General features: G+C 69.5%; 16 protein-coding genes. 7 read left to right on the top strand and 9 right to left on the bottom strand.

What is annotated here, in order from left to right; translation table 11 throughout:
• Window positions 1–42 precede the first annotated feature (42 nt).
• The 3 genes from OHA18_RS35285 to OHA18_RS35275 all read right to left on the bottom strand — a co-directional run bounded on the left by OHA18_RS35285 (window position 43) and on the right by OHA18_RS35275 (window position 3,601).
• Entirely contained in the window at window positions 43–1,683 is a 1,641-nt protein-coding gene (locus tag OHA18_RS35285; RefSeq protein ID WP_328999699.1) for an FtsX-like permease family protein, read from the bottom strand.
• Between the two features lie 5 nt (window positions 1,684–1,688).
• Window positions 1,689–2,426, bottom strand: a complete 738-nt coding sequence (locus tag OHA18_RS35280; protein WP_328999698.1) for an ABC transporter ATP-binding protein — start codon at window positions 2,424–2,426, stop codon at window positions 1,689–1,691.
• A gap of 119 nt (window positions 2,427–2,545) precedes the next feature.
• The gene (locus OHA18_RS35275; RefSeq protein WP_328999697.1) at window positions 2,546–3,601 is read right to left on the bottom strand and encodes a P1 family peptidase; all 1,056 of its coding nucleotides are present in this window, start codon (window positions 3,599–3,601) and stop codon (window positions 2,546–2,548) included.
• A 45-nt stretch (window positions 3,602–3,646) separates the two neighbouring features.
• Between OHA18_RS35275 and OHA18_RS35270 the strand changes: the two genes are divergently transcribed.
• The gene (locus tag OHA18_RS35270; protein ID WP_328999696.1) at window positions 3,647–4,195 is read left to right on the top strand and encodes a DUF2087 domain-containing protein; all 549 of its coding nucleotides are present in this window, start codon (window positions 3,647–3,649) and stop codon (window positions 4,193–4,195) included.
• Window positions 4,196–4,319: 124 nt separating this feature from the next.
• Here OHA18_RS35270 and OHA18_RS35265 read toward each other — a convergent pair whose 3' ends face one another.
• The gene (locus OHA18_RS35265) at window positions 4,320–7,016 is read right to left on the bottom strand and encodes a bifunctional acetate--CoA ligase family protein/GNAT family N-acetyltransferase (RefSeq protein WP_328999695.1); all 2,697 of its coding nucleotides are present in this window, start codon (window positions 7,014–7,016) and stop codon (window positions 4,320–4,322) included.
• Between the two features lie 35 nt (window positions 7,017–7,051).
• Between OHA18_RS35265 and OHA18_RS35260 the strand changes: the two genes are divergently transcribed.
• Window positions 7,052–8,104 (top strand): SLC13 family permease, encoded by a 1,053-nt coding sequence (locus OHA18_RS35260; RefSeq protein WP_328999694.1) that lies wholly within the window; start codon window positions 7,052–7,054, stop codon window positions 8,102–8,104.
• On the opposite strand, the gene OHA18_RS35255 is transcribed toward OHA18_RS35260, so the two are convergent.
• Entirely contained in the window at window positions 8,101–8,496 is a 396-nt protein-coding gene (locus OHA18_RS35255; RefSeq protein ID WP_328999693.1) for an MmpS family transport accessory protein, read from the bottom strand. The two genes, OHA18_RS35260 and OHA18_RS35255, sit on opposite strands and share 4 nt — an antisense overlap.
• Window positions 8,497–8,566: 70 nt before the next feature.
• On the opposite strand from OHA18_RS35255, the gene OHA18_RS35250 reads away from it, so the two are divergent.
• The 3 genes from OHA18_RS35250 to OHA18_RS35240 are packed head-to-tail and all read left to right on the top strand — an operon-like array spanning window position 8,567 to window position 11,289.
• Complete coding sequence (locus OHA18_RS35250) at window positions 8,567–10,276, top strand: AMP-binding protein (protein ID WP_328999692.1); 1,710 nt, start codon at window positions 8,567–8,569, stop codon at window positions 10,274–10,276.
• Window positions 10,277–11,044 (top strand): ABC transporter permease, encoded by a 768-nt coding sequence (locus OHA18_RS35245; protein WP_328999691.1) that lies wholly within the window; start codon window positions 10,277–10,279, stop codon window positions 11,042–11,044. It begins immediately after the preceding gene.
• Window positions 11,041–11,289, top strand: coding sequence for a DUF2630 family protein (locus OHA18_RS35240; RefSeq protein WP_328999690.1), 249 nt, complete (start codon window positions 11,041–11,043; stop codon window positions 11,287–11,289). The genes OHA18_RS35245 and OHA18_RS35240 overlap by 4 nt, the downstream gene beginning before the upstream one ends.
• Here the strand turns inward: OHA18_RS35240 and OHA18_RS35235 are convergent.
• From OHA18_RS35235 to OHA18_RS35220, 4 genes are read right to left on the bottom strand one after another with little or no spacing between them, the layout of a single operon-like run.
• On the bottom strand, window positions 11,286–11,708 hold the full coding sequence (locus OHA18_RS35235) for a TIGR03667 family PPOX class F420-dependent oxidoreductase (protein ID WP_328999689.1): 423 nt from the start codon (window positions 11,706–11,708) through the stop codon (window positions 11,286–11,288). The two genes, OHA18_RS35240 and OHA18_RS35235, sit on opposite strands and share 4 nt — an antisense overlap.
• Window positions 11,709–11,717: 9 nt before the next feature.
• Entirely contained in the window at window positions 11,718–12,122 is a 405-nt protein-coding gene (locus OHA18_RS35230) for a CoA-binding protein (protein WP_328999688.1), read from the bottom strand.
• Between the two features lie 2 nt (window positions 12,123–12,124).
• Window positions 12,125–12,763 (bottom strand): response regulator transcription factor, encoded by a 639-nt coding sequence (locus OHA18_RS35225; protein ID WP_329006188.1) that lies wholly within the window; start codon window positions 12,761–12,763, stop codon window positions 12,125–12,127.
• 8 nt (window positions 12,764–12,771) lie between these two features.
• Window positions 12,772–14,043, bottom strand: coding sequence for a sensor histidine kinase (locus OHA18_RS35220; protein ID WP_328999687.1), 1,272 nt, complete (start codon window positions 14,041–14,043; stop codon window positions 12,772–12,774).
• A 109-nt stretch (window positions 14,044–14,152) separates the two neighbouring features.
• Between OHA18_RS35220 and OHA18_RS35215 the strand changes: the two genes are divergently transcribed.
• Both OHA18_RS35215 and OHA18_RS35210 read left to right on the top strand, forming a co-directional pair.
• Entirely contained in the window at window positions 14,153–14,920 is a 768-nt protein-coding gene (locus OHA18_RS35215; protein WP_328999686.1) for an ABC transporter ATP-binding protein, read from the top strand.
• On the top strand, window positions 14,920–16,863 hold the full coding sequence (locus tag OHA18_RS35210) for an FtsX-like permease family protein (RefSeq protein WP_328999685.1): 1,944 nt from the start codon (window positions 14,920–14,922) through the stop codon (window positions 16,861–16,863). The genes OHA18_RS35215 and OHA18_RS35210 overlap by 1 nt, the downstream gene beginning before the upstream one ends.
• Window positions 16,864–16,992 lie beyond the last annotated feature (129 nt).

The raw sequence follows: 16,992 nt of genomic DNA, 5'->3' as shown, positions 1-16,992 counted from the left end.
CGATCGCGTCCCCGGACGTTCGACCCTTGTGGACAACTGCGCTCAGTTCGCGCTCGCCTTCCGCAGTACCGGCGCACCGGCGGCGCCCGCGACCGCGACGAGGACCAGCCCGGCCACGACCTGCCCGATCAGCAGCAGTACGCCGGAGCTTCCCTGCGTGATGACCTTGCCGCCGCTCAGTGCCAGTCCGCACAGCGCGCCGAAGCCCACGACCGGCAGCCCCACCCCGATTACCGGTACGACCGCCGCCACCCGCGCCGAACGCTCGATCACGCGCAGTGGTACGCCGGAGCGTCGCAGGGCTCTGGCTGGAGCGGCCTGGTCCAGCGCAGTACCCACTGCACCGGCCGCGGTCGAGGCGGCAACAGTCAGGAAAACCAGGGAGAGCAGTAGCGCCACACCGATCCGCATGTCGTGGAAGCTCGGGTCGTCGTCCCCCGGCGGCATGAACACCGAGATGAACCCGGTGACGAAGCCCGACAGCACCAGCGCTGCCACGGGTCGGAAAGCGCCCTTCGGGTCATCGACAAGCCTGCGACCTGCCAGCAAGGTCACGGGTCCGTTTGCCAGGTTGGCCATCGTCTTCCCGACCACCTGGACAGCCCACGGTCCGATGATCCGTACGGCGAGCGCAGCGAACCCAACTCCGATCAGCAAGGGCAGCAGCGCTGCCTGCATCCCGTAGTACGCCAGGATGAGCGGACCGATCACGAGCAGACCGATGCGGAGCACGCTGACGCCCTTGCGGGTCTGGCCGCGGACAACGCCGAGCGGGGTAATGCTCACTCGGCCCAAGCCGATCAGTGCGCTCACGACGGACAGGACGGGTACGGCGACCAGCACGACGAGGACTGTCCACCAGTTGACGGTGATGTCACCGACGTACCAGCGTCCACCGCCGAGCGGGATGCGCGCGATGAGCGGACTCAGGACGGTATAGCCGACCAGTCCGACCACTGCACCGGCCAAAGCGAGGACGGCCTGCTCTACGGCGCTCAGCCAGAGGACCTGCGTCCGAGTGGCGCCCGCGAGACGCAGGGCGGCCAGTCTGTGTTCGCGGCGCTTGGCTGCGACGCCGGCTGCCTGGCCGACGAGGCTCAGGATCGGGAACAGCACCAGCGTGATGCCGAAGGCCACGGCGATCAGCAGGCCGAGCATGCGGCTGTCCCAGACCTTCTCGTGCCAACTGCTCACGTACTGCGGGTGTTCGTCGGCCGGGATCGTTTTGACGCCGCGGATCAGGATGAGCTCCTCCGGGGAGGACAGGCCCGTGGCGCTGATCACGCCGGTCGGCTGCGCGACGCCGTACTGCTTGCTGAGGCTGGACCAGTGCTTGGCGACCTCGGGCGACACGAAGACCTCGCCGGGTTTCGGGGTGTGGTCGAGGCCGGGCGGGGGCGGCAGTTCATTGGGCCGGAGCGTCGCGAGGTCGAGGACCGTCATCCGGTGCCCGTCGACGCGCTGGTCGTCGTCGACGTTGAGCGCACCTATCGCGGTCGCCGGGTCGGCCTTGTCCGCACTCCGCCAGCCGATGCGCTCCGACCGGTGCGACAGACCGAGTGAGCCCGCGATCAGGAAGGTCACCAGAAGCGCGACCACAGCCGTCGCACCGAGCGCGGCGAGATTGGCGGCCCGGCCGCCGGGACCCGGCCGACGGACGAACCGCAGCCCGAGATCAGTCATCGGATTCATCGCACAACTCCGCTTCCGAGCGGGCCAGCGGGGAGCGGGCCGACGCCCGGTGCGTCGCCCACGCGGCCGTCGACGATGTGGAGGGCACGGTGGCAGCGGGCGGCGACCGCGTTGTCGTGGGTGACGACTACTACTGCCGCGCCCCGGTAGGTGGCGGCGCCGACGAGCAGGTCGATGACCTGGGAGCCGGTCGCCGCGTCCAGTGCGCCGGTTGGTTCGTCAGCGAAGACGACCTGTGGTTCGCCGACCAGAGCGCGGGCGATGGCGACTCTCTGCGCCTGGCCGCCGGACAGCTCGCCGGGACGCCGGCCCGCCTCGGCGGCCAGGCCGACTTGGGCAAGCATGTTCAGCGCCCGGCCGATCGCGTCGCGGCGGCTCAGACCGTCCACCATCAACGGGAGCGCCACGTTCTCGTCCGCGGGCAGTTCAGCGAGCAGCTGGTTGTCCTGGAAGACGAAGCCGAGCCGACGGCGACGTAGTACCGTCCGGGCGGCGTCGTTCAGCTGGTCCACGCGTTCACCTCCCAGCCACACCTCCCCCTGGTCCGGTGTGAGGATCCCGGCGAGCACATGAAGCAGCGTGGTCTTGCCGTTGCCGCTCGGACCCATGACTGCGAGCGCCTCACCGGACCGGACAGCGACGTCCACGCCGGCCAGACCGACCACGCTGCCGTAGTGCTTGACCAGGCCATGACCGGAGAGGACGACCTGCGACTGGGGACTCTGGAAGTTCATACCCAGAGCCTTTCGCGTACGCCGGCTGCAAGCGTCGGCCCGCGGACCGGTCTTGCTGTCGTCTTCCGACGCCTTTCGGCGGTCCGGCGTACTACTGAGGTCGTACGTCAGTCGGTCTCTCAGTTGGTGCCGAACGCTGACGGATACGCGTCCCGGTAGCTGGGGATCGTGCCGCCTGGCGTCTCCACCGACTCGGCGTTCAGCATGGCGTGCACGATCGCCCGCGACAGCGTCCGCGCGCCGGCGGTGTAGACGGTCTCGAGCTGGCCGAGCGCCATCGGATCGGTGACGCTCAGCCGCGGCCGGTCGTCGTCGGCCACCCGCGTCGACACCGCGAAGATGCTGTCGCCGTCGACGAGCGTGTGGATCGGATCGATCGCCCGCGCCAGGCCGTCGTGGGCGATCATCGCCATCCGCTTCGTCGCCGCCTTGTCGAGCGGTACGTCGGTCGCGACCACCGCGATGACGGTGTTCATCGACGGACCCGGGATCAGGTTGCGGCCGGGCGCGGCCGGTGGCGGTGGCTCGACCGGGGTCCGCAGGTGACTGAACTCGTCACCGATCCCGAAGCGAGCGCCGTACAGGTTGCCGTCGGCGTCGACGGTCGAACCGGCCGCGTTCACGATCACCAGTGCGCCAACCGTCGTACCGTCGTCGAGCCGCACGCTGGCCGAGCCGACGCCGCCCTTCAGTGAGCGCGCCCGCGCACCGGCACCCGCTCCATGGTTGCCCAAGGCAATCGGTCCGTCGGTGGCGGCCGCGATCGCGTCCGCGCCCCAGGACGGCTCCGGCCGGGCCTTGAAGTCGCCGCCGCGGGCGAGGTCGAAGATCACCGCCGCGGGCACGATCGGCACCACGTCGTACTCGCCCTGGCCGACGCGGACGCCCTCGCCGCGCTCCTCCAGCCACTGCATCACGCTGCCGGCCGTGTCGAGACCGAACGCGCTTCCGCCGGTCAGCACGATCGCGTTGACGCCGCCGTTCGAGTTCACCGGCGAGAGCAGATCCGTTTCGCGGGTACCCGGCGCGCCGCCACGGACATCGACGCCGGCGACAGCGGTCGTCGGCACGTGGATGACCGTCGTACCGGTCAGGTACGGCGCGTCGACGCGCTCCACCTGACCGACAAGCACTCCGGGGACATCGGTGATCGCATTGTGCGGGCCAGGTTGCATGCTGCGGATCATAATCCGGTTGCGGCAATCGATAGCGTGAAATGTATGAACGCCGATCAGCTCTGTGGTCTGCTGGCCGAGCCGTCGAGGTTGCGGACGTACTCCGCGATCGTCCTCGGCGCCACCACTCCCGATCAGGTTGCCGGGAGCACCGGACTCGCCGCACCGGTCGTGGCGAAGGCACTGCAACGGCTGACCAAGGGCGGACTGATCGAAGCCAGTCGGGACGGATTCACCGCGGACGAAGCGGCGTTCAAGGACGCGGTCCGCGAGAGCCGTCCGGAGCGCGAGCCCCTCGATCCGGATCCGGCCCGCGACAACGTGCTGAAGTCGTTCATCCGCGGCGGGCGGCTCACCCACTTCCCGACGTACCCGGACAAGCTCCGGATCGTGCTCGAGCACCTGGCGCAGAGCTTCGAGGTCGGCCGCAGCTACCCGGAGACCGAGGTCAACGAGATCCTCAACCGCTGGCACCCGGATCACGCGGCCCTGCGCCGCCAGCTGGTCGACGCCCGCCTCCTCGACCGCGAGAACAGCATCTACACCCGCCGCCCCCTCCCCTCCCGACCGCCCGCCCGCCGTTTGATGGGTTAACCCATCACGTTGTGGGTTCCCCCACCGCTCTCCGGGTGGGGAACCCACAACCAGGTGGGTTAACCCATCCCGCGGGCGCCAAGCCAGCCCCGGCGGCCGGGCGGCGGGATGGCGGGGGGTGGGGTTAGGTGAGGCGGCGGGCTGGGGTGTCCTGGCGGGGCTTCTCGTTGGGGGCGATGCGCACGGTGGTGTCCAGGACGCAGGCGCCCTGGGCGGAGACCAGGACCGAGCGGAGGTCGAGGCGGACGACCTCCTCGAGGTCGAGCGTCAGCCGGGACACCCGGTGCAGCAGGTCCTCGATCGCGGAGATGTCGACCGGGTCGGAGCCGCGGTATCCGTACAGCAGCGGCGAGGCCTTCACCTCGCGGACCATCTCGGCCGCGTCCCGCGTGGTCAGCGGCGGCATCCGGTACGACCGGTCGCCCAGCAGATCGGTCGCCACCCCGGACAGACCGAACGTGACCACCGGGCCGAACGACACGTCCTCGATCGTCGAGATCACCACCGGGACCCCGGGCGGCGCCATCTTCTGTACGACGAACTGCGCCCGCCCCGGATCCGACGCGACCCCGAACGTCTGGGTCATCTCCGCCCAGGCCGCCCGCATGTCTTCCTCGTCGTGGATGTGCCGCCAGATGTCGGCCAGGTCGGGCCGCATCCGCCACTGCTCCGCGGTCGCCTTCAGGATCACCTCGAAGCCGAGGTCCGCCGCCCGGTCGACCGCCTCGTCCGCGCTCAGCACCGGGAACGCCGGCAGCACCGTGATCCCGTAGAAGCTCAGCAGCCGTTGCCGATCGGCGTCGTCGAGATCGGCGCCGGCCGGATGACGCTGCAGGAACTCCGCGACGAAGTCCTCTGCCCCGGCGGTGTCCACGTCCGGCAGCTCGGGGATCCGGCTGTCCGAGCGCCGGCGCCACTCGGCGTACTGCGTCGCCTTGGCCAGCGCGCCGACGGCGTACTGCGGGTTGAGGAACGACGGGATCGATCCGCGTGCGGCGCCGCCGTCCTCGTCCGGCACCTGTAGCTCGGCCGGCACGCTGCGCGAAGCCAGGAAGGTTGACACGACGGGCTTGTCCGAGCCCGCCGCCGCTGCAGCCAGCACCTGCGCAACCTCCGCGCCGTTCGACTGCACCGGCGGCGTGTAGATCACCACGACGGAGTGCACCTTGTCGTCGGCGAACACTTCGGACAGGGCTTCGCCGAAGTCGGAGGCAGTCGCATCCGCACTCAGGTTCCGCGGCTCGCCGGCGACGTCCAGGCCGCAGCCCGCCATCATGTCCAGTGCGAGCAGCGTCAGTGCGTCGGAGTTCGACACGATCGCGACCCGGCGGCCCTTCGGCAGCGGCTGGTGCGCGAGCAGCTGGGCGACGTCGAACAGCTCGCCGGTGGTGTCCACCCCGATCAGGCCGCTCTGCCGGAACAACGACTCGACGGTTGCCGGCGGCAACTTGCTGCGCCGGATCATCTGACCGACCGGGACGCCCTGCGTGGCCCGGCCCGACTTCAGCGCGATCACCGGCTTGCGCCCGGCCAGCCGCCGCGAGACCCGGCTGAACTTGCGCGGGTTGCCGAGCGACTCGAGGTACAGCAGGACGACCTCGGTGGCCTCGTCGGAGTACCAGAACTGCATCAGGTCGTTGCCCGACACATCGGCCCGGTTGCCGGCCGAGACGAAGCTCGACAGGCCGAGGCCACGACCGACCATGTCGGCCAGGATCGGCACCCCGAGCGCGCCGGACTGGCAGAAGAACGCCACCCGGCCCTTGCTCGGCATCAACGGCGACAGCGTCGCGTTCAACGAGACCCCCGCCGCGGTGTTGATCAGGCCGAGCGCGTTCGGCCCGATCACCCGCATGCCGTACGAGCGCGCCAGGCCGACCAGGTACCGCTGGCGTTTCCGCCCCTCGTCCCCGATCTCGGCGAACCCGCTCGACACCACGACGAGCCCGCGCACGCCCTTCGCCGCGCAGTCGAGCACGACGTCCGCGACCATCTCGGCCTTGACCGCGACCACGGCCAGGTCGACGGTGTCATCGACCTCACGGATCGTCGGGTAGGCGGGGACACCCTCGATCTCAGCGGCTTTCGTGTCCGTGTTCACGGCGTACAACCGGCCCGGGAAGCCGCCGTCGCGGAGATTGCGGAGGAGCGCGTTGCCGATCGTGCCCTCGCGCCGGCTCGCCCCGATCACCGCCACCGAGGACGGGGTCAGCAAGCGCGCGATCGACAGCGCTTCGGACCGCTGCTCGCGGGCCTGCATCACGCCGAACGAGGTGTCCGTCGGCGCGATGTCGAACTCGACCACGATCACGCCGTCCTCGAACTCCCGGGCGACCTTGTACCCGGCCTCGGCGAAGACCGTGATCATCTTGCGGTTGTCCGGCAGCACCTCGGCGACGAACCGGTGGATGCCGTTCTCGCGCGCCGCCTGGGCCAGGTGCTCGAGGAACAGTTGCCCGAGCCCGCGGCCCTGGTGCGCGTCCTCGATCAGGAACGCGACCTCCGCCGTGTGCCGTCCGGTCCGCTCGTACCGGCCGACGCCGATCATCTCGTCACCGACGGTGACGATCAGCGCCAGGCGGTCGTGGTAGTCGACCTGGGTGAACCTGGCCACATCGCGATCGGACAGCTGTGGGTACGGGGCGAAGAAGCGGTAGTACTTCGACTGCTCGGACACCCGCGAGTAGAACGCGACCAGCAGGTCGGCATCGCCGGGCGTGATCGGGCGGAGGTGCGCGGTCGCGCCGTCCCGCAGGACGACATCGGCCTCGTACTCCGCCGGATAGCCGTCCGGCAGCTCGTGGTCATACTGGTCCGGCACCTGGCAAGCGTACTCAAACAGTCACCTCGGAGGTCGTGAATATCTTGGTAGAGCGCATCGCGCCGGTGCTGGTCTTCCTGATTGCAGTGACCGTCATCGCCGAGCTGGCCGACCAGGCCAAGGTGTTCGACGTCGCAGCGCGGGAGGCGGCTCACCTTGCGCGCGGCCGGGTCTGGCGGCTCTGGCTGCTGGTCGTCGCGCTCGCTACCGGGCTCACAATCGTGCTGTCACTGGATACCTGTGCGGTGCTGCTGACGCCGGTCGTGCTGTCGATGGCCCGCCAGTTGGACATCCCGCCGAAGCTGTTCGCGTTCACCACGGTGTGGCTGGCCGGTACGGCGTCGTTACTGCTGCCGGTGTCCAATCTCACGAATCTGCTCGCACTGCACCAGTTCCGCCAATTGGACGCCTCGTTCATCGCGGTGAGCTGGCGGCCGGCGATCGCGTCGATCCTGATCACGGTCCTCGTGCTCGCGGTCCTCTTCCACCGCGACCTGACCCGGAAGTACGCCGTACCGCCGACGCCGCCGGTGGAGGACAAGGTCCTGTTCTGGGGCTCGGCGGGCGTGTGTGTGCTGATGGGACCGGCATTCGTGTCGGGCGTGGAGGTCGCGTGGCCGGCGAGCATCGGGGCGATCGTGCTGGTCGTACTGTTCGCGATCCGGCGGCGCAGTGTGCTGCGCTGGTCGCTGATCCCCTACAAGCTGGTCATCACCGTCGTGGTGCTGTTCACCGTGGTCGCCTTCCTCAGCGACCACGGCTTGGAGGGTGTGCTCCGCAAGATCGCCGGAACCACGTCCGAACTGCGCCTCAGCGCCACGGCGGCGGTCGGCGCGAACCTGGTCGACAACCTCCCGGCGTACCTCGCCATGGAGCCGGTCGCCTCGAACAGTCCACACCGGATGATGGCCCTACTCATCGGCGTCAACTGCGGTTGCCTGCTCACCCTCTGGGGCTCCCTGGCCACCCTCCTCTGGCGAGCCCGCTGCGACGCCGCCCGAGTAGACATCTCCTGGTGGTCCTTCCTGTGGCGCGGCCTCATCCTCACACCGTTGGTGGTGACCGGCGCCGTGCTCGCCCTCGGCTAGTCCGGCTCGAAGCAGAGGACCATCCGGCTGTTGGGGTTGGACGTTTCGGTGGCCACAACCTTGCCGTCGACGCGCAGCGTGCAGGTCGCCGTTCCGGTCTCCTCCTGCGCCAGCGTGACGGCCACACCGGCCTTGGCTGTCATGGTCTCGGTGTGGAAGCTCATGGACCACGGCAGTCTGCCGTCCTCCACCGCCTTGCGCTGGTACGGGTCATTTTCGGGGACGTAGGAGATCTGCAGAGGTCGAGCAGTGCCGGTGACCTGGTAGCTGACGTCGCGGGAGATCTTGCGCTGGGCCCAGACCACGTAGCCCACAACTCCACCAACCGCCAGCACTCCACAGGCCACAACACTGAGGACAACGATCAATGCGAGGCGCGATCGGGGCGTCATGCGATCTGTTTACCGTCTGTGAGGGGCAGCGCGGTTTACCGATCGGTAGTGGCTGGGCAAAGATGCGGTTATGAGCTCAGCAGACAGCACCGAGCAGAGTACGGCGGACGTCACGCGCGAGTTCCGGGCGGCGCGGGACTTCTTGGTGGCGCATCGGGACGACTACGAGACGGCGTACCGGGACTTCAGCTGGCCGGCGTTCGACCGGTTCAACTGGGCGCACGACTGGTTCGACGCGCTCGCGGTCGAGCAGCCTGAGGTAGGTGCGCTGACGATCGTCGAGGAGGACGGCCAGGTCACCTCGCGGACGTACGCCGAGATGGCCGAGCGGTCCCGCCAGGTCGCCGGCTGGCTCACCGAGGCGGGCCTGAAGCCGGGTGACCGGGTGCTGATCGTGCTGGGCAACCAGGTCGAGCTCTGGGAGACCATGCTCGGCTGTATCCGGGCCGGCGCGGTGATGATCCCCGCGACCACCCTGCTCACCGACGCCGACCTCGCCGACCGCATCTCCCGCGGCAACGTCCGCGCCGTCGTCACCAGCGGCACCGACGCGGGCCGGTACGCCGGGATCGCGGACCACTGCATCCGGGTAGCCGTCGGATCGGACGCTGGCGGCTGGCTGCGGTACGCCGACACCGAGAGCTACGACGGTCCGGTGCCTGTGGTCGACACCGCGGCCGACGACTCGCTGCTGCTGTACTTCACCTCCGGTACGACGAGCCAGCCGAAGCTGGTCGAGCACACCCAGGTCAGCTATCCGCTGGGCCACCTGTCGACCATGTACTGGATCGGTCTGCAGCCCGGCGACGTACACCTCAACGTGTCGTCCCCCGGGTGGGCCAAGCACTCCTGGAGCAACGTGTTCGCGCCGTGGAACGCCGGTGCGACCGTCTTCCTCTACAACTACACGCGCTTCAACGCCGAGCAGATGCTGCAGGTGCTGCAGTCGTACGGCGTGACCACGTTCTGCGCGCCGCCGACGGTGTGGCGGATGCTGATCCAGGCCGACCTGTCCGCGGTCGACGTCCGGATCCGCGAATGCATCTCGGCCGGTGAGCCGCTGAACCCCGAGGTGATCGAGCAGGTCCGCGCCGCCTGGGACATCACCATCCGGGACGGGTACGGCCAGACCGAGACGACCGCGCAGATCGGCAACACCCCCGGTCAGCCGGTCAAGCTCGGCTCGATGGGGCGCCCGCTGCCCGGGTACAGCATCGCGCTGATCGACCCGGCCACCGATGTGATCGGCGACGACGGCGAGATCTGCATCGAGCTGGCGCCTCCCCCGGTCCCGCTGATGCGTGGTTACCGCGACGCGGCGGAGCTGACCGCCGAGGTGATGCGCAAGGGCTACTACCACACCGGCGACGTCGCGAGCCGGGACGCGGACGGGTACATCACCTACGTCGGCCGCTCCGACGACGTGTTCAAGGCCAGCGACTACCGGATCTCGCCGTTCGAGCTCGAGTCGGTGCTGATCGAGCATCCGGCGGTCGCCGAGGCGGCCGTCGTACCATCACCGGATCCGGTCCGGCTCGCGGTGCCCAAGGCGTACGTCGTACTCGCGGCGGGTCACGACCCGTCCCGGGAGCTGGCCGGGGAGATCCTGGCGTTCTGCCGCGAGCACCTGGCGCCGTACAAGCGGATCCGGCGGCTCGAGTTCGCCGACCTGCCGAAGACGATCTCCGGCAAGATCCGGCGGGTCGAGCTGCGGGCGGACGAGGCAGCCAAGGTGGAGAGCGGCGCCGGGAACACCTACGACGAGGCCGACTTCAGGTAGATGTCGTTACAGACCGGCCTCGGCTGGTCGGCGCTCGTCGTCCTGCCGCTGCTGATCGCGATCGGCGTCGGGGCGTCGCGGTACGCCGGCCTGCGCCACGACAAAGGAATCGTCACCGCGGCGCTCCGCGCGGTCGTGCAACTCGCCGCGGTTGGCGTGGTGGTCGGGTTCGCGCTTCAGCACACGGTGGGCGCGATCGCGTTCGTCCTGCTGATGTTCGTCGTCGCCACGGTGACCAGCACGCGACGGCTCCGTCAGACCGCCGTCGTCCCGAGGCAGTGGGCGTACTGCGCGGCCGCGATCGGCTGCGGCGCGTTCGCCGTACTGCTCCTGCTCATCCTGCCCGGCGTCGTACCGCGCAACCCGGCGAGCATCCTGCCGATGGGCGGCATCATCGTCGGCGGCACGATGACCGCGACCACGCTGGCCGGACGCCGGGTGCTGAGCGAGTACGGCACCCGGTACGGCGAGTTCGAGGCCGGGCTGTCGATCGGCCTGCTGCAGCCGGATGCGTTCAAGCTCGTCGTCGGCCCGGTCGCCGGTGACGCGCTCCTCCCGGCCCTCGACCAGACCCGCACGGTCGGCCTCGTCACCCTCCCCGGCGCATTCGTCGGCATGGTCCTCGGTGGCGCCTCCCCCACCCAGGCCGCGGCCCTCCAGCTTGTCGTCCTCCTCGGCCTGGTCGCCGCGGAGGCCCTCGCCATCCTCGTCATCACCGAGCTCCTGTCCCGATCCCACCTGCCGGACGGGCGTACGGTTCTCTCATGAGTGACGACAAGAGCATCATCGGCCGCATCGACGACCTGGTCGCGGAGGAGAAGGAGCTTCGGGCCAAGCACGCGGCCGGGCAGATCAGCGACGATGACGAGCACGCCCGGCTGAAGGCCGTCGAGGTCGAGCTGGACCAGTGCTGGGACCTGCTGCGGCAGCGGCGTGCGCGGCGTGAGTTCGGCGAGAACCCGGACGACGCGCAGGCCCGCTCGGCCGACACCGTCGAGGGCTACCTGAACTAGAAACCCCTCAGTTTCCCGGGGGTGATCCGGATCAGGACCGAGTACGACGCGTGGAACTGATCCGGAGTCATCCCCAGGCCTGCGATGTCGTCGGCGTACTTCGTGTTGTACGCGGTGAGCGCGTCGCCGCCGATCGGCTCGGTCTCGATGACCGCCGTACCGGAGATGACGCCGACGTCTCCGCCGGTGTGCGTCGCGTTGAAGTGGACCGCGACCTGGGGGTGGGCGGCGATGTTGCGCAGTTTGGCCTTGTCCGGCTCGCTGCTGATCAGGATCTCGTCGTTCAGCCAGAGGAACCACACCGGCGTCGGAGCCGGCGTACCGGACGTGGCGACCGTGGTCAGCCAGACCACTCGTTCGTCGTCGAGCTGCCGCGCGATCCGCTTGCCGAAACCGGTGGACGTGTCAATCGTGAACATCGCAACCTTTCAGAGCGCTGGTCCGAGACGTCCCCACTCGATCGCCGGGCAGTGGTTCATCACCATGGTGAGACCCGCCGCGGTCGTCCGCGCGTAGGCGTCCTGATCAACTACGTCGAGTTGGAACCACACCGCCCGGGCGTTGATTCCCACCGCCTGGTCCGCGATGTCACCGGCCAGGTCGGAGTTCACGAACACGTCCACGCAGTCGACCGGGAACGGGATCTCTGCCAGCGTCGCGTACCCCTGCTCGCCGTGCACCGTCTCCGCGGACGGATGCACGGGCACGATGCGCTTGCCGTGATTCTGCAGGAACCGCGCCACGCCGTACGCCGCCCGGCTCGTGTTGTTCGACAGCCCGACCACGGCCCAGGTGTCGCAGTCGGCCAGGATCTTGCGGATCGCCTCGTCCATGCTCAACCTCTCAGATAGGTCAGGACCGCGGACACGCGCCGGTCCAACCCCTCTTCCAACCGCAGTTTGGCGAAAATGTTTCCCACATGCTTGCGGACGGCCGCCTCGCTCACCACCAGCTGCTCCGCGATCGACGCGTTCACCCGGCCCTCCGCCATCAACGCGAGCACCTCCAGCTCGCGCGGCGTGAGCGCGGCGAGCGGCCCGTCATTGCGCCGGCGTGCGAGCAGTTGCCGCACCACCTCCGGGTCGACCACGGTCCCGCCGTCCGCGACCCGGTCCAGCGACTCGAGGAACTCCGCGACGTGCCCGACCCGGTCCTTCAACAGGTACCCGATCCCGCCGGTCGTTGTCTCCAGCAACGACGAGAGGTACGCATCCGCGACGTACTGCGAGAGCACCAGGATCCCGATCGCCGGCAGCTCGGCCCGGATCGCCGCGGCCGCCCGCAGGCCCTCGTCGCTGTGCCCGGGCGGCATCCGCACGTCGGTGATCACCACGTCCGGCGGCTCCTTGCGTACGACGGCCAGCAGCGTGTCCGCGTCGCCGACGGTGTCCCGTACGTCGTGCCCGGCGCGATCCAGAATGCTGGCCAGGCCCTCCCGCAACAGCAGCGAGTCCTCAGCCAACACAATGCTCAGTCGAGGGCTCAGTCGCCGAGTCGGCACGGGCACTCCATCCTCAGTCGGGTCGGCCCACTGGATGGGCTGTCGACGTCGAGTCTGCCGCCCAGGGCGTCCAGTCGCGTCACCAGCCCGGTGAGTCCGGTCCCCGCGCCGAGGCGTGCACCTCCGACGCCGTCGTCCTGGATCGTGATCACCAGCCGGTCGCGATCCACCCAGCCGGCCACCTCGCACCTCGTGGCCTGGGCGTGCTTCGCGACGTTCGCCAGCGCCTCGCTCACGACGAAGTACGCCGCTGCCTCGATCGGCCGAGGCAGTCGCGTCGTGGACAGCTGCACCGTCACTGGGAGCGGCATCCGGTCCGCCACCTCCCGTACGGCAGCCTCCAGCCCGTGATCGACCAGCACCCGCGGATGGATCCCGCGTACTGCGGCCCGCAGGTCGGCCAAGGCGGCCTCCGCCTCGGAGCGCGCCTTGACGACAAGCCGCCGGCCCTCGCCGTCGGGCAGGTCCAGTTCAGCCAGCCCGAGCGTCATCGTCAGTCCGACCAGCCGCTGCTGTACGCCGTCGTGGAGGTGCCGCTCGATCCGCGCGCGCTCGGTCTCGAAAGCGTCGACCAGATCGAGCCGGGATCGACGGAGCTCCGCGAGGTTGCGCTGGAGCTCCTCCTGCCGTGGTCCGAGCATCGCCTTCGCCAGTGAAGCCTGGGCACCGGCGATGACACCGAGCAGGTACGAGCTCGCCGCGTAGAACACCGGGCCGAACAGGATCAGGAAGAGGAACCCCTCCCAGGCCGAGTCCAGCGTCCACGGTCCCATCCCCATCTCGTCGTTGGCGGCGACGATCGGCGCCGCGAGCGTGATCAGCAGGGTGGAGGCGCTGATGCCCGCGAACATCGCGCTCAGCAACCACAGCAGGGTTCCGAGGAGAAAGCCGTACCCGAGCGCCCGCATCGACGCCCGCTCGCGCCGGCGGTAGGTCAGCCGTTGCCGCAGTGAGAGCCCGGTCGGCAGCTCCGCGTGCGGGGTGCCGATGCCGTCCACCAGCATCAGCCGGGCCCGCCGGCGCTCGATCCGGCCGATCGCCGCACCGATCAGCGGAAACGCGGTCAGCAGCAGGATGCCGATGAGAATCGGGCTGAGGAGTGCACCGAGCGCGGCCAGCCCGATCAGGACCGTGATCGACATCGCACCCATCGGCACCGACGTGAAGAGGTACGCGTAGCTACGCCACGGCCACGACGAGATCAGGTAGCGCGGCGACGCCAACGCTGCCCACACTGTCCTGGGTCTCTCCACTCTCTCAACCCTAGAGGTGGGCCTGCTCTCGGGGCGGTAGCGTGCGCGCTACTCCAGGTCTCCACCCTGGGCCAGGGCAGTTCGCGCCGTTCGACGGTTCGCTGGAACCATGACCGCTACCGCGCCTTCGTATCCGGGTGTCGCACCCGCACAGCCGCCTGCGCTGCTGCTGGACGGCATCACCAAGACGTACCGCTCCAAGGCCGGAGCGGTCGACGCACTGCGCGGGGTGACGTATCACTTCGCGCGCGGCTCGTTCACCGCAGTGATGGGGCCGTCCGGCTCGGGCAAGTCGACACTGCTGCAGTGCGCCGCCGGCCTCGACCATCCGACGACAGGCACCGTCGTACTCAACGGAGCCACGCTGGGCGGGCTGAGTGAGGTCGAGCTCACCAAACTGCGCCGGGCGGAGATGGGCTTCGTGTTCCAGGCGTACAACCTGCTGCCCTCGCTGACCGTGTACGACAACGTCGCACTGCCGCTCCGGTTGACCGGACGCCGGCCGTCGCGCAACGACGTACACCGGGTGCTGGAGCAGGTCGGACTGGATGGCAAGGCCAAGCGGCGTCCTGCGGAACTGTCCGGCGGCCAGCAGCAGCGGGTCGCCATCGCGCGGGCGCTGATCACCCAGCCGTCGGTGTTCTTCGCCGACGAACCGACCGGTGCGCTGGACAGCGGCACCAGCCGGCAGATTCTCGGACTATTGCGAGAAGCTACCGACCGCGCCGGGCAGACCGTCGTCATGGTGACCCACGACCCGGTCGCGGCCGCGTACGCCGAGCGTGTGCTGTTCCTGTCCGACGGCCTGCTCGCCGGGCACCTCGATCGCGCCACGCCGACCCAGATCGCCGCTGCCATGAGCGACCTGGAGCAGTGATGTTCCACCTCAGCCGACAGACCGTCAGCCGCCACCGGTCGCTGTACGCCGGCTCGTTCGTCGCCCTCGCGGTCGGGGTGTTCCTGCTGGGACTGGCGGCGACCGCGACGGCAGCCACCATCGCGTACCACGGGACCGCCGCAACCAGCATCACCGTGACCACGCTGGGCGGCGACGGCGCGGCGCCTCGGCAGGTCCGGGTGCCGTTCTCGGACGCCGACGTCTCGGGACTGCAGGTCGTGCTCAGCATGGTCGGGACGATCAGCGGGTTCATCACGATCTTCGTCATCGCCAGTACGTTCGCCTTCGCGGTCGCGTCCCGCCGTCGGGAGATCGGGCTGCTGCGGCTGATCGGCGCAACACCGCGCCAGATCCGCCGGATGGTGCTGGGCGAGGCGCTGGTCGTCGCGCTGGCCGCTTCACTGACCGGTGCGCTCGCGGCTCAGCTTGCGACTCCCCTGCTGCTGGCCAAGGCGTCGTACACCGAGCTTGCGCCGGTGAAGCTCGAGCCGGCGTCGCCGTGGATACCGCTGGCGATCGCTGTCGCGGCCGGACTCGTGGTCGCGATGCTCGGAGCGCGGTCGGCGGCACGACGGGCGGGGCGGGTCGGGGCCATCGACGCACTGCGGGAGGCCGCGCTGGAGCCGCCGCGAATCGGGCCGGTGCGGGTCATCTTCGGCTTGTTGTTCATGGCCGGGGCGATCACGATGCTGACCCTGATCCGGCCGTCGAGCGGCGAGGGCGCCGTACCGCTCGCGATGTTCACGCCCATGGTGATGGTCATCGCACTGACGCTGCTCGCACCGCTCGTGGTACCGGTGGTCGGGCGACTGTGGGCGCTTCCGCTGGTCGCCTGGACGCAGGTGTCGGGGCGGCTCGCCCGCAGCAATGTGCTGGCAGCGCCACGACGGAGCGCGTCGCTGGCGGCACCGATCCTCGCGATCTCGGCCGTCGCGGGTTCGATGGTCCTGAGTTTGAGCTTTGCCGCGGACAGCGCTGCCGCGACCATCCGGGACGCTGTTCGCGCACCGATCGTCGTCACCGGCGGCGCTCCGATCCCGGCATCCGGGGCCGGGCTGGTCGCTGCGGTCGACGCCGGGGTGCCGACGCAGCTGGTGCGGATCGACCGCGACGACGCGCAACTGGAGGACGTCGAGGGCATCGATCCCGCGGTTGCCACGCGAACCCGGGACCTCACTCCCCTGGCCGGTGATCTCAGCCGGCTGACCGGCAACACCGTTGCTATCAGCAAGGAAATGGCCGGGCTCGAGGGGTACAAGGTCGGCGACGAGATCCCGGGCGTGTTCGTCGACCGGACGCCGGTGAAGCTGCGGGTGGTTGCGATCGTGAAGGACGCGTTCGGCGTGAATCCGTCGCTGCTCATCCCGCTCGACCTGGCCCACAAGCACGCGTCGGCAGCCCAGCCCGAGCGGCAGTTCGTCCTGCCCGCCGATGGCGTCGATCCGGAGAGCCTCGTGAAGCAGCTGCCGGATGCGCAGCTGGCTGCTGACTGGGAGGCCGACCAGGCGGACGGCGTACGGAAGGGGAACCAGCTCGGGCTGATCCTGCTGCTGGGGCCGGCCGGGCTCTACAGCGCGATCGCGATCGCCAACACGCTGCTGATGGGCAGCCTGCAGCGGCGGCACGAGTTCGTCACCTCACGGCTGCTCGGTGCGACGCCGGCCCAGATCCGGCGGATGGTGCTGTGGGAGTCGTCGCTGGTCGGAGCGGTCGCGCTCAGTCTCGGGACCGCGATCACGGTGACGGTCGGGATCCTGATCCGGCACGCGATGAACTCGGGCCTGACCGACGTACCGTTCACCGTTCCCTGGGCCATCCTGCTGGGCATCGGCGGACTTTGTCTGACGCTGGCGGTAGGGTCCGCTCTGGCCCCGACCACGTACATCCTGCGCCGGTCACAGCCCTCCGCAGTAATGGAATAGACCATTATGCGGGAGCTGATCGGCGCACGGGCGGGTCGTGGCCGGGCAAACAGCCGTTGACCAGGGACAATGGGTACGGCGCCGGACCGTCGCGGCGTCGTACCGGTTTGATCGAGGAGCTCGTAGACC

This window comes from Kribbella sp. NBC_00709, assembly GCF_036226565.1.
Lineage (GTDB): Bacteria > Actinomycetota > Actinomycetes > Propionibacteriales > Kribbellaceae > Kribbella.
This window is presented reverse-complemented; position numbering and strand designations above follow the sequence as displayed.

Coding starts and splice junctions, on each gene's coding strand:
- OHA18_RS35210 (WP_328999685.1), top strand. CDS start 14,920: ATGTTCCACCTCAGCCGACAGACCGTCAGCCGCCACCGGTCGCTGTAC.
- OHA18_RS35230 (WP_328999688.1), bottom strand. CDS start 12,122: ATGGACGAGGCGATCCGCAAGATCCTGGCCGACTGCGACACCTGGGCC.
- OHA18_RS35255 (WP_328999693.1), bottom strand. CDS start 8,496: ATGACGCCCCGATCGCGCCTCGCATTGATCGTTGTCCTCAGTGTTGTG.
- OHA18_RS35215 (WP_328999686.1), top strand. CDS start 14,153: ATGACCGCTACCGCGCCTTCGTATCCGGGTGTCGCACCCGCACAGCCG.
- OHA18_RS35280 (WP_328999698.1), bottom strand. CDS start 2,426: ATGAACTTCCAGAGTCCCCAGTCGCAGGTCGTCCTCTCCGGTCATGGC.
- OHA18_RS35245 (WP_328999691.1), top strand. CDS start 10,277: ATGTCGTTACAGACCGGCCTCGGCTGGTCGGCGCTCGTCGTCCTGCCG.
- OHA18_RS35275 (WP_328999697.1), bottom strand. CDS start 3,601: ATGCAACCTGGCCCGCACAATGCGATCACCGATGTCCCCGGAGTGCTT.
- OHA18_RS35240 (WP_328999690.1), top strand. CDS start 11,041: ATGAGTGACGACAAGAGCATCATCGGCCGCATCGACGACCTGGTCGCG.
- OHA18_RS35285 (WP_328999699.1), bottom strand. CDS start 1,683: ATGACTGATCTCGGGCTGCGGTTCGTCCGTCGGCCGGGTCCCGGCGGC.
- OHA18_RS35235 (WP_328999689.1), bottom strand. CDS start 11,708: ATGTTCACGATTGACACGTCCACCGGTTTCGGCAAGCGGATCGCGCGG.
- OHA18_RS35250 (WP_328999692.1), top strand. CDS start 8,567: ATGAGCTCAGCAGACAGCACCGAGCAGAGTACGGCGGACGTCACGCGC.
- OHA18_RS35270 (WP_328999696.1), top strand. CDS start 3,647: ATGAACGCCGATCAGCTCTGTGGTCTGCTGGCCGAGCCGTCGAGGTTG.